This window comes from Bacillus sp. JJ1562 (assembly GCF_036962705.1).
In the GTDB taxonomy this organism is placed as follows: Bacteria; Bacillota; Bacilli; order Bacillales; family Bacillaceae_L; genus Ferdinandcohnia.
In genome coordinates, this window is record NZ_JBALOQ010000020.1 from 14,824 (window position 1) to 27,140 (window position 12,317).

Annotated in this window: 11 protein-coding genes; 4 read left to right on the forward strand and 7 right to left on the reverse strand. The window is 37.6% G+C overall.

Features of this window, described 5'->3' with window-relative positions; translation table 11 throughout:
• Window positions 1-300: 300 nt before the first annotated feature.
• Entirely contained in the window at window positions 301-1,062 is a 762-nt protein-coding gene (locus V7097_RS13685) for a VCBS repeat-containing protein (protein ID WP_335704182.1), read from the forward strand.
• 38 nt (window positions 1,063-1,100) lie between these two features.
• Window positions 1,101-1,589, forward strand: coding sequence for a hypothetical protein (locus tag V7097_RS13690; protein WP_335704183.1), 489 nt, complete (start codon window positions 1,101-1,103; stop codon window positions 1,587-1,589).
• A gap of 133 nt (window positions 1,590-1,722) precedes the next feature.
• On the opposite strand, the gene V7097_RS13695 is transcribed toward V7097_RS13690, so the two are convergent.
• From V7097_RS13695 to V7097_RS13720, 6 genes are all read right to left on the reverse strand, one after another.
• On the reverse strand, window positions 1,723-2,697 hold the full coding sequence (locus tag V7097_RS13695; protein WP_335704184.1) for a bile acid:sodium symporter family protein: 975 nt from the start codon (window positions 2,695-2,697) through the stop codon (window positions 1,723-1,725).
• Between the two features lie 192 nt (window positions 2,698-2,889).
• Window positions 2,890-5,955 carry a metallophosphoesterase family protein gene (locus V7097_RS13700; protein WP_335704185.1) on the reverse strand — a complete coding sequence of 1,022 codons (3,066 nt, stop codon included), beginning with the start codon at window positions 5,953-5,955 and terminating at the stop codon, window positions 2,890-2,892.
• A gap of 335 nt (window positions 5,956-6,290) precedes the next feature.
• A complete protein-coding gene (locus V7097_RS13705; RefSeq protein ID WP_335704186.1) occupies window positions 6,291-7,565 on the reverse strand; it encodes an Nramp family divalent metal transporter in 1,275 nt (424 codons plus the stop codon).
• A gap of 36 nt (window positions 7,566-7,601) precedes the next feature.
• A complete protein-coding gene (locus tag V7097_RS13710) occupies window positions 7,602-8,789 on the reverse strand; it encodes a thiolase family protein (protein ID WP_335704187.1) in 1,188 nt (395 codons plus the stop codon).
• Window positions 8,790-8,810: 21 nt separating this feature from the next.
• The gene (locus V7097_RS13715) at window positions 8,811-9,470 is read right to left on the reverse strand and encodes a 3-oxoacid CoA-transferase subunit B (protein ID WP_335704188.1); all 660 of its coding nucleotides are present in this window, start codon (window positions 9,468-9,470) and stop codon (window positions 8,811-8,813) included.
• 3 nt (window positions 9,471-9,473) lie between these two features.
• Window positions 9,474-10,130, reverse strand: coding sequence for a CoA transferase subunit A (locus V7097_RS13720; RefSeq protein WP_335704189.1), 657 nt, complete (start codon window positions 10,128-10,130; stop codon window positions 9,474-9,476).
• Between the two features lie 230 nt (window positions 10,131-10,360).
• Between V7097_RS13720 and V7097_RS13725 the strand changes: the two genes are divergently transcribed.
• Window positions 10,361-11,131, forward strand: coding sequence for an IclR family transcriptional regulator domain-containing protein (locus V7097_RS13725; RefSeq protein ID WP_335704190.1), 771 nt, complete (start codon window positions 10,361-10,363; stop codon window positions 11,129-11,131).
• A 72-nt stretch (window positions 11,132-11,203) separates the two neighbouring features.
• On the opposite strand, the gene V7097_RS13730 is transcribed toward V7097_RS13725, so the two are convergent.
• Window positions 11,204-11,800 (reverse strand): 50S ribosomal protein L25, encoded by a 597-nt coding sequence (locus tag V7097_RS13730; RefSeq protein ID WP_335704191.1) that lies wholly within the window; start codon window positions 11,798-11,800, stop codon window positions 11,204-11,206.
• Window positions 11,801-12,126: 326 nt separating this feature from the next.
• On the opposite strand from V7097_RS13730, the gene V7097_RS13735 reads away from it, so the two are divergent.
• Window positions 12,127-12,317 (forward strand): hypothetical protein (locus V7097_RS13735; protein WP_335704192.1); only part of this gene is annotated, 191 nt, incomplete at its 3' end.

A 12,317-nucleotide genomic window follows, 5' to 3' on the forward strand; every position in this document is an offset into this window, starting at 1 on the left:
TTCATACAGGTTATGAAGAAGACTTGGGTCAAGATTTCGATTACTTTTCCCCTTCATACAGATTATGAAGAGGAGTTTGATCAAGATTTTGATTACCTTTCCCCTTCATACAGATTATGAAGAGGAGTCTGATTAAGATTTCGATTACTTTTCCCCTTCATACAGATTATGAAGAGGAGTTTGATCAAGATTTTGATTACTTTTCCCCTTCATACAGATTATGATGATGAGTTTGATCAAGATTTCGGTTACTTTTCCCCTTCATATGGGTTATGAAGAGGATTTTTTGGAGGGGTTCATTTGTTCAAGCCATTTCAGGAACATTCGTATGGTTACCGAACGTATTCTAGGAACATAGTTTTACTAGACATGAAGCAAGGTGATGTTACTGGTGACGGTATCATGGATTACATCTACTTATATGGAAATAAACAATCTGAAACAGATATCTTTGCAGATAATATTACACTAGTAATTCAAGATGGACGTTCAAACCATGTATCGACAATTAATCTCCAAAATAATGCTGGGTACAATGCTAAGCTCTTCCTTGGGGATTTTTCTAAAGATAACATATTAGATATTTTCGTAAGTATTGAGTCTGGTGGAAGTGGGGGCTATGGTTTTTTTTACATCTACAGTTTTAGAAATAGTGTTCCGCTAAAATTGTTTGATTTCGAAAACTATAATAATGACTATAAATTCGAAGTAATTTATGAAGATTTTTATAAGGTAAGTGTAGTGGATCATTCATTAGGGGTATTTTTCACCCTTGACATTAGCTATAAAGGCTATGACTATCTATCACAGATTTACGATGTAAATGGAAAATTGAAAAATCCTGTAAGGGGTGAAGTTCTTGCTTTAGGTATTTTAAATCCTATAGTAACAAATGTAAATAGTACAAATTATGATTTACTTGCATATCAACGTATTATTGGTACTTCTAACGCGGATACATTAGGGTATATCGAAAATCTTTTATCATGGGATGGAACACAATTTACTTCATCAAGATTGACAACAGCCATACTTGGAACAAAGTTAATCAGGCTTTACTAAGCGGATTTTTTGTAGCTTTATCATTTGGAGGTATGTGTATGACAAATTTCTTTTCTTTCCATGGAACTGTCACTATGATTAGTGATTTTAATACTGGTCAAAACAGTGGAGAAGGCTGTTATAAATTAATGACTGTAGAAAACGGATTGGGAGCTATCGTAAATTTTGTAGTATCACCTACTACTTACTTTGTCGATCATGTAATGGTGGTAGTAGGAGATCGCGTAACTGGATATTATGATGGAAATGCACCCGCTCTTCTTATTTATCCCCCACAATATAATGCTCTCGTCATGGTAAAAGATAATCCAAATCAGAATGTAAAAGTAGATTATTTTAATAGTCAGTTGGTGAGTAGCGATGGACAATTACAATTAAATATCTCTCCCTACACTCCAATCGTATTAACAAATGGGCAGTCCTTTACAAGGCCCCCAGTGAACCGAGATTTAATTGTGATCTATGGACCTGCTACATTTAGTATCCCCGCACAGACCACTCCCTATAGAATAATCGTTTTGTGTTAAAAATTTTTATAAGAACTGCCTCTTTGGCATGATAATTGGTATGTAAAAACACTAATAACTAGTTTTGAATGGTTATAATGGACAAATATAAAAGCAGTGACCAAAGGGAGTTTGATCACTGCTTTGAATGTTATTAGGATACTTTTTCTCCATCTTTATCCTGTTTCATTTTCTGTTCTTCTTTTTCTGCCTTTTTCGCCCAGTAAGTGGCAACCAATGGCCCAGAAATATTATGCCACACCGAGAAAATCGCACTTGGAACAGCCGTAAGTGGAGAGAAATGGGCAGTTGCTAGTGCTGCAGCAAGCCCTGAGTTCTGCATCCCAACCTCGATTGAGACTGCTTTTTGATCAGCGTATGGAAATTTAAACCATTTTGAAATTAAGAATCCTAATAGTAATCCTACAAAATTATGAAGAATGACTATACCAAGAATGGCCAAACCGGATTCCAGGATATTTTGTTTATTCGCAGCAACCACTGCTGAGATGACACCGACAATTCCAATTACAGAGACCAACGGAAGGACTTTCGCACCTTCTTCTGCTTTGTCCTTCAAAATCCATTTAAAAATGATACCTAAAATTATAGGAAGAAGAACAATTTGAACCGTTGAAAGAAGCATATCTTTTCCTGAAACAGGAAGCCACTGACTCGCTAATAGGTAAATAAGTGCAGGGGTTAGGATTGGTGATACCAAAGTCGCAACCGATGAAACAGCTACTGACAGGGCAACATTGGCTCTTGCTAGATACGACATGACATTTGATGCTGTACCTCCTGGGCAGCAACCTACCAATATAACACCAACAGCCACTTCAGGAGGGAGATTTAACCCTACGGCCAGTAGATAAGCTGCGCCCGGCATGATAATGTATTGAGCAGCCACTCCTACGAACACTGCGAGAGGCTGTTTGAATACGGACTTGAAATCTTCAACAGATAACGTTAATCCCATCCCGAACATAATAATTCCAAGTAAAATCGAGATATAAGGAGCAATCCAGGTGAAGCCGCCTGGAAACATCATGGCTAAAGCCGTGAATAGTAATACCCAATAGATAAAAGTGTTACCTGCTACGGTGCTAATTCTTGCTAGCATATTCATAAAATAATCCACCTTTTTTAAATATTAGTATTTTATTAATTATTACAGTATACATTATATTCAGAAAGTATCAATGTCATTTTTCTGTAAGATAATACAATAAAACTGATAATTCGATATTGATATCCAAATTTCATCAACATAAAAATGCAGTTCCAATAGTAGGAACTGCATTTTTTTGATTATTACTATTTATTTTGCTGGAGAAATAACTTGCACATTCTCGTCGCCTCTAATTTCAACATTGCTTCCCTCAATAATGACTTTTTTAACTTTTGTACCTTTAAAGTCGATTACTGTAGGACGGTCTTTTTTCGGTTTGATTGTCACTGTTGTATTTGCAAAACCTTCGCCATGGAATTCTGCATAATTCCCCGTGAATACAACACCATTTTTGATGTTTGATTTTGCATCAAGTGTGACTGAGACACTTGAATCATGAATCAATAGTTTTCCAGTATTATAATTTTTATAATCATATACTTTTTCGGGAGCTATTGGCTCTTCAGCTGTCTCATTCTTTACTGAAGTAATGAATTCCATATCCCAGTATATATCAGAACTTGTTGGACGGTCCTGATGAATTTCAGCAGCTAATACGTTCGTACCTTCCACTAAATGAGCTAAATCTGCTGCGTCTAATGTAAAGGTCTCATACCTACTTTCATCTGCGACATTTGAACCCGATAAATCAGATAAATATTTATCAAATCCAATTTCGCCTTCTGGTAAGTTATGTCTGCCAATTTCATGACCATTCAAGTATAGAATGACACTATCGTCAATCCCGAAGTTAACGTGACCAACATCACCAATCTTCGATAAATCTTCTACTTCAAATGTTGTTCGGAAATAGTAAGTTGGAATTTTATTACTTGCATCTGAACCATAGTTAATCACTGTATTCACGGAACCAAACATTGGACGATTTTCTGATGCTGAATATCCAAGTGGTGCTCCACCGCTCTTCCAGCCACTGTCATCAAAGTCTGTTGTTCTCCATGCTGAACCTTGGTCTAACCCATCATCAAGATACTTCCAGTTACTCCATTTTTCAAAAATAGTTTGTTCAGCATGCTCAACGATCTCAATGGTTACTTTCTCTGTTGCAAATGTTTTTCCTTCATTTACTACTTCTGCCCATACTTGCACATCCCCAGCCTTTGCACCTGCTTCAACAGTTACCTTTCCATCTTTGGAAATAGAAAGTTGGCCTTCTGGATTTGTTTTATACGTAATGTCATCATAAGCAATATCATACACTCCACCATCCACATTTTCACCTGAAACAGTAAGTCCCACTTCTGGATAAAATGTTGTGGGTTCTGTTGGAACAACATTGCCAGATGCTTCAAGCGAAACTGACTCAAGTGCTGGAAGTACAACCTCAATCGAAGGATCCTTAACAATTTTATAAGTATCTGTAACTTCCATTGTATCTACGCGGTATGTCGTAAATGCTAAGCTCGTTGGTGTTACATCAATATTCGTAAATGTTGGCGTTCTTAATTGTGATCTGTCTGCTGAATAAAATTCAGGATCTTTTAAAGTATAATATTTACTACCACTTGAAGAGTTTGCAGTTAAGTACAATGTACCTTCTGGATTAATCACACTGCCATCTTCGGCAACCATTTGATTCTTTAATGGCTGAAGATTCTTCATTTGATATGTTCGTACGTAAGAATGATCATGTCCCATTAGGATTGCGTCAATTTCTAATTTATCAAAGGTCGGAACAAGGTCTTCTCTTAATTTAATAATGCCTGCTTCTAGAGAATGGCTTGCTGCACTGTAAATTGAATGGTGGAAAACAACAAATTTCCATTTAAAATCATGACCTTTTGTTGCTTCAATTGTTTCTTCCATAAACTGAATATGCTCAGTTGCATTCTTATTATTTGAATTCAAGTTCATGATAAGTGTATCGCCATACGTGAAATAATAATCTCCGCCAGAATTATCCTTATTTCCCAATAGAGGATTTTGATTTGGTGTATTAAAATGATACTCATAATACTCTGTATCGTCATGGTTACCAATTGTTGTTGCAGTCGGATATTGTTTTAATTGCTCTGGTGCAAAAAATCCAGTGTACTCTTCTTCTGAGTTTGCATCATTTACTTGATCCCCTGCTGATTGAATAAAGCTTGTATTCGGGAATTCTTCGATTGCTTTGTTTAACGTGTTTACCCACCCAGCAGTGTCTCGCGGAATATTACCAGAAGAACCGATTTGTGGGTCACCCAAGAATAGGAAATTAAATGAATCTGTTGCCTGAGTTTTAAAACTATATGTATCTGACCATTTTCCATTTCCATCGCCTAAACGATAGACATATTCTGACGACGCTTCAAGTTCAGTAATTGTTACTTCGTTTGCTTGGTATCCTGAAGATGCTTCTGCTAGAGTCGCTGTAACAGTTATTGGTGGTTCGGGATTGCCATTCGTTACTTTTGCATATTCAATTACACCTGGAACATCCGTTTTTGGAGAATACCATGAGAAATTTCTCTTTGTTTCATCTGCCCCTGGTGCGAAAGAAATATTAGATGCATTGTAAATAGTTGGATCTACATAGATTGTTTCAAATTGCATATCGAAAAATACGTCTGAACTAGAAGGTCTATCCTGATGTACTTCTACAGCAAGTACGTTCGTACCTTCTACTATGTAGGACATATGCTCCTCAGTTAAATGAAAGGTTTTATCACTACTTTCACTTGCATCATTTAATCCAAAATCCTGAACATAGTCATTGAATTGAATCTCTTCACCTTCTGGAAGATTAAATCTAGCAATCTCTTCTCCATTCAGATAAATGATCGCACTGTCATCAATGCCAGCTGTGATTAAACCTGAAGTACTGATTTTTGATAAGTCCTCTACTTCGAATGTTGTTCTGAAATAAGATGTGGCATGCTTGTTTTGCGAATCGCTACCATATCCAATAATCGTAGCAATCTTTCCAAACGTACCGTGACTCTCACTAGCTGGGTAGCCTAATGGCGCAGCACCACTTTTCCACTCGCTATCATTAAAGTCTTTTTCCTTCCATGCTATACCCTGATCGGTTCCATCATCAAGATACTTCCATACGCTTCCTCTGTCTAGTAAAAGCTTGTCTGACTGTGCTTCAGCTACTTCTGCCGACGCTGTTCCTACAAATGGACTTAAGTTTGAAATTACCATTAGTAAGATGAGAGCAACTGTAAAGAAATAACGCAATGATTTGTTTTCTTTCATTACGGATATCACGCTGTCAACACTCCATTCTATTATTTTTCGTTCCGATCTTAGTCGCAACGTTCACCTTAACATTAATGGAGTATTGTTAATCATCTATTAGTTTAATATTAAGTTTCTTAATAAACTAAAAATTAAGACTTTGTACCTAAGAACTGAATCTATTATTATTTAAATAGATTTAGGAAATACTATTGTGCCAAAGTAAAAATAAAAAAAGGCCTTCCATCAGTTTAATAAACAGATGAAGGGCCTTCTATGATAAGGTATTTTTGAAAGAATAAATGTGACTTTAGTCTTTATATATGTATCTTGACATTTACAATCTCGTAATAAAGGTATTTCACTTAAAATCTAGCAAAAAGTTTAACTAGCTCTTGAATACCTAGGTATCCGAACATTAATAAGCAACTAACTAAGATTGTATTTGGCACCCATTTATTTCTAGACTCGACTTCTAGCTTTTTAGAATTTAGTAAAATTAGCAAAGACAATGCCAAGAACGGCATGAATAGAGCACCTAAAGCTCCATAAAGAATAATTAATTCCACTGGTTTTCCGAAGTAGAATAGGATCATAGGAGGAAATGTCAGCCAGAACAAATAAAATCGGTATGCTGGGGCTTTTGTTGAAACCTCTTGTTTACCAATTTGTTTTTTCTTCTTACGAACGGTTCTAATGAAGTCTGCAAACAGATATGGGACACCATTCCATACACCAAGAAGGGATGAATAGGCTGCGGACCAAAAAGAGATTAGGAACATCCATCTCATCGGAGTTCCGAACTCTGCTCCTAGCATATCAGCTAACTTAACCAATCCTTGGTCATCCCGAATGCTGACACCCGTTCCCATTAGGAATTGTGCACCAATTATAAGACCAGCTAATGTAAAAGCACCAGTAAGGATGTATGCGATTTTTGCATCTGTACGCATCGCTCCAACCCACTGTTTACCTTTCCATCCTTTTTCTTTTAGCCAATACCCATACGAAGCCATCGTAATTGTTCCACCAACACCGCCGATCAATCCCAGCATAAGGATAAAGGAACCTTGTGGTATACGAGGAACGAAACCATATGCAAAGTCACCAAAGCTCGGTAAAAATAAAGCAGCTGTACCAATAATTGTAATGAACATTACAGCAATTAAGGCAGTCATCACTTTTTCGAAAAGGAGATAGCGTCCTACCCATATTAGTATGAATCCACCAACACCGTGTATGATTGCCCATGCCCAAATCGGCATAATTGGAAACATCGCATGCATCGCCATTCCGGAGGTTGAAGCTGCAGCAGCACCGTATACAAATCCCCAAATAATCGAATACACACCGAAATAACTCGTAGCCCATTTACCAAGCTGTTGCCAGCCTTCTAACATGGTTTTTCCGGTCGATAAGTACCATCTTCCTACGCCTTCATTCAAAAAATACTTTAACACCGACCCTACAATTATCGCCCATACAAATGTCATCCCAAATTGTGTACCGATTACGAGCGAAGTGATTAAATCTGCGGTACCAGCCCCTGTTGCTGCTACTACAATTCCAGGACCGATATTTCTTAGTTTTTCACCAATCGTTTTTGGTGGAAGAAGTTGCTTATTATATTCCGGTTGCATCGTGTTACCCCCTAAGATTTGATTATGAAGAGCCCATCACGTTTGAACTGATTCCAGCATGATGGCCATTCCCTGACCTCCGCCAACACAAAGGGTTGCGACGCCAAATTGTTCATTTCGATTTTTCATTTCGTATAGAAGCTTTGTCAGTATAATTGCCCCTGTAGCTCCTAGTGGATGGCCTAGTGCAATAGCTCCACCGTTAACATTGACCTTCTCGACGTCCATTCTCGTTTCCCGAATGACTGCAAGAGATTGTGAAGCGAACGCTTCATTTAACTCGAATAATCCGATATCTTGAATCTGCATGCCTGTTTTTTCAAGCAGGCTTTTGACTGCTGGGACAGGTCCAATTCCCATATATCTCGGATCCACCCCTACAGTAGCCCAGTTTTTAATTTTCACTAAAGGCTTTAGACCGAGTGAATTCGCTTTTTCTCTTGTCATGATAACTAGTGCGCTCGCTCCATCGTTTCGTCCACAAGCATTGCCTGCAGTAACTGTACCATCTTGCTTAAAGACTGGCTTTAAGGATGCCAGCTTTTCTAATGTTGTATCTCGCATATGTTCATCTCTTGCAAAATGGCTCACTTCTTTTCGTGTTTTCACTTCAACCGGCACGATTTGAGTATCAAACTTTCCAGAATCCCATGCATGTCTTGCTCTTTTTTGACTCTCCAAGGCAAATTCATCCTGATCTTCCCTACTAATTCCGTACATTTCGGCAACATTTTCAGCCGTCATGCCCATGCCTAAATCTTTTCCATACATTTCAATTGGCTGTTGCCCATTTTCCAGATTGGAATCTACAAGATATGGGTTCCCTTCACCAAATCGTGAATTTCGTAAATAAATGGGGGCTCTGCTCATATTTTCAGCTCCACCTGTAATAACAATTTCATCTGGATGAAATGCTAAATGTTGCAATCCTGAAATAACGGATTGCATACCTGAAGCGCAAAGCCGATTTACCGTAAACCCTGACGACTTTATCGATATCCCAGCTTTTAATGCTGCGACTCTCGCTAGATTAGAAGACTCCGAGGATTGCCTTACCTCTCCTAAAATCACTTCATTAATTAGATCTGGAGACAGATCAATCCTTTTTAGAGCGTCTTTTATAACCACTGCAGCTAGATCACCAGATGTAACATTTCTCAGCTGTCCGCCAAATCGTCCGATTGCTGTTCGATTTGCACTAACAATCACAAATTCATGATTCACTTTCACCACTCCTTTATTTACTTAATAAACCTTTAGTGCAGAGGATACTGTAAAATGAGCAGGCGTTATCATCTTCAACTTTTCAACTGTCCAATCTTCTTCAAGCTCCTGCAACACCATTTCATTATCAATAAAACGAAATACGGCATATTCAGTAATGAGTGTACTCACTACATTTTTTGCAGTAAGAGGATAATCGCATTTCTTAACAATTTTCGGTTCTCCATTTTTCGCGCAATGCTGTGTTGTGACAATGACTTCTTTTGCACCAGCGACTAAATCCATTGCTCCACCGACGCCTAGAATGTTTTTCCCAGGGACTGCCCAGTTTGCCAAATCCCCGTTTTCACTTACCTGCAACGCTCCTAATACAACAGTATCTATATGTCCGCCTCGAATCATAGCAAACGATTCAGATGACGAAAAATAAGATGCACCTTGTTGCGCAGTCACAGGAAGCTTTCCAGCATTGATTATTTCAGGATCAATTTCTCCATTTGAAGGGGCCGGTCCAACTCCCAGCAATCCATTTTCAGTATGTAAAAATACTTCTTTTTCATCACCTATATAGTCGGCTATTAATGTAGGGATGCCGATTCCCAGATTAACAACGCTGCCATTTTTTATTTCATTTGCAGCCCTCATTGCAATTTTCTCTTTCGCTGTTAGTGTTTTAATCATTCGTTATTTACCTCCTTTTACGATGTAATCAATAAATAGATGAGGTGTCACGATATGTTCTGAATCTAACTCGCCAACTTCAACAATTTCTTCTGCTTCCACAATTGTAATCGTTGCAGCCATTGCCATGTCGGGATTGAAATTACGTGCTGTTTTAGAATAGACAAGATTGCCAAGTTTATCTGCTTTCTTTGCTTTAATTAGTGCAATGTCTACATGCAGTGGGTATTCCAGCACATATTCTTTTCCATCAATGATCCGGGATTCTTTATGTTCTGCCAATAACGTACCTGCAGAAGTTCGTGTATAAAAGGCCCCAATTCCCGCTCCAGCAGATCGCAATCTTTCACCAAGCGTACCTTGCGGAACAAGCTCGACCTCAAGTTTCCCTTCCTTAGCGTATTTGACGGCATCTATATTACTTGTAAAATAGGAACCTATCGCCTTGGAAATCTTGTTTTGCAATAATAGTTTCCCAAGTCCCTTTCCACCAGGTTCTCCTAGATTATTACTTACGATAGTCAGGTTAGAAACATTATGTTCCGACATTGCTTCAATTAATTGAAGGGGAGCTCCAACTAATCCGAATCCTCCGACCGCGATTCGTTGTCCATCTTTTATATGTGAAATTGCTTCTTTGATAGATACAACTTTGTTCATGGTACATCCCCTTTTTCATTTGTAACCACTTACATTTCGTTATTTTAAAAAGTAAGCGATTAATATTTAAATATTGAAATAATTGAAAGAATATCGTACACTATACGTACTATAGTACGCTATGAGTACTTAACCTATTATAACGAGTTGAAATATTAAAAGCAATCTGAATTTAATAAATAGTATAATACTCCTGTTATATAGGAGTTCAAAGGAGAAGGAATTAAATAATGAGTACGAGGCCTAATTATTTTGTACATTCTGTTGAAAAAGCGTTTGAAGTATTACATGCATTCGATTCAAACACGATGAATATGTCTCTCCGTGATTTAGAAAATAAAACTGGTATCAATAAAGCAACTGCCAGACGATTTGCTTTAACCTTGGTCGAATTAGGATACTTACGCTTACTTCCAGATAATAGATTTCAGCTAAGCCCAAAAATATTGGATTTAGGCGCTCATTATTTAGATACACTCAGTTTGCCTGACCTTGCACTACCGATACTCGAATCAATTGCTGGCAAAGTGAAAGAGTCAACAAACCTGGCTATATTGGACGGATCGGAAATTGTTTATGTTTTACGAGTAAACGCTGCCGAGCGAATTATTGGAGCCAATTTACGGGTAGGTTCAAGACTGCCCTATTACGCAACTTCATTGGGAAAAGCGCTAGTAGCTTGGCTACCAGAGTCTGAACGATTGAGAACGTGGAAGTCCGCAACCATAGAAGCATTTACCGAAAAAACGATTACCACATATGAAGATTTAGAAAAGCATTTTGCAAAATACCGAGAGCTTGGTTATACAGAAGGAAATGATGAACTTGAAGTAGGCCTACGTTCAATCGCAGTCCCTATTTTTAACCGGAAAGGCGAAGCGATTGCAGCGATGAACATTTCAACCAATATGATGAGAAGTTCTGAAAAACAAATAAAAGAAATCTTCTTTCCTGCCCTAAAGGATGGAGCAGAGCAACTTAATAAACTCCATCTTCTCTAACCTTTATTTTTTTGACTTGCTATATAAAAAAGGTCTCCCACCAGCTATGTAAGCTGATGAGAGACCCTCAGATTAAACTGAAGCTTCAACCTCACTAGTTTCTTCCTCTTCATTTGTTGGAGCTTTCACATAATCGACCATCACGATCGTTTCATCATCTTCATGTTTAATTGTACAGTTACTATACTCCTTTTTAATATCTTCTACCCTTACAGCATGACCGATTTCAAATTCAGTGATGTCAATCTCAATATTATCAGGGAGATCATTCGCTTTTGCTGTTATATCCAATTCGTATAGAAATTGTTTCGCAACCCCTCCGGCTTTCTCGCCGTTAGATGTTCCCTTTAGAATTACACTCACTTTTGTATCAATTTCAGTATCCTTATTAACTTGAAGAAAATCTACATGAAGAATTTCCTTCGTTACAGGGTTATTCTGATAATCTCTTAAAATCACATTTTTTGATTTCCCATCAAGATTTAGTGAGAAAATACCATTTCTGCCAACATCCTTGATTACATTTCTTAAATCAGCATTGTTAATCAAAATAGATTCTGTATTAATAGCCCTTCCATAAACAACCGCAGGGATTTTCCCTTCACTTCTTAGTTTTTTTAAACTGGACTTATTTAAATTTTTTCTTTCTTCTACTACAAGCGTACTCATTTTATTTCCACCTTTCCGATTAATTAAATCTCAGACATAAGTTTTTATATAAAATGCAGTCTAAGAATCATTAGTATTACTTATATTTCTAGTATATCTAATCCATAATTTTATTTCAAACTTTCCGGATTGATTTACTGAGTCGAGTAATTAGATCCGTTCATAATTTCTTCGTGAACGTTAGGTGAGTTATATCCACATACCTTGGGAGAGATTATTTTGTTGTGAACAGGAATATTAGATAAATTAATTTTGGCTATATGGGTCAAGGGGCCAAGCATCACTTCTTATAGATACATAAATATATTGAGAAAGGAGGTGATCGAGTGGGTCATGAGAAAAAAAAGCGTTATAAAGAAAAGAATAAACATGACAAAGAACTATCTAATGATCTAAAAAATAGTAAAGGCGAGATTGAGCCTCAAGAGCCTCAAGGCGAGACCGGGCCTCAAGGACCTCAAGGTGAGACCGGGCCTCAAGGACCTCAAGGTGAGACCGGACCTCAAGGACCTCAAGG

Coding starts and splice junctions, on each gene's coding strand:
- V7097_RS13690 (WP_335704183.1), top strand. CDS start 1,101: ATGACAAATTTCTTTTCTTTCCATGGAACTGTCACTATGATTAGTGAT.
- V7097_RS13695 (WP_335704184.1), bottom strand. CDS start 2,697: ATGAATATGCTAGCAAGAATTAGCACCGTAGCAGGTAACACTTTTATC.
- V7097_RS13705 (WP_335704186.1), bottom strand. CDS start 7,565: ATGCAACCGGAATATAATAAGCAACTTCTTCCACCAAAAACGATTGGT.
- V7097_RS13715 (WP_335704188.1), bottom strand. CDS start 9,470: ATGATTAAAACACTAACAGCGAAAGAGAAAATTGCAATGAGGGCTGCA.
- V7097_RS13720 (WP_335704189.1), bottom strand. CDS start 10,130: ATGAACAAAGTTGTATCTATCAAAGAAGCAATTTCACATATAAAAGAT.
- V7097_RS13725 (WP_335704190.1), top strand. CDS start 10,361: ATGAGTACGAGGCCTAATTATTTTGTACATTCTGTTGAAAAAGCGTTT.
- V7097_RS13730 (WP_335704191.1), bottom strand. CDS start 11,800: ATGAGTACGCTTGTAGTAGAAGAAAGAAAAAATTTAAATAAGTCCAGT.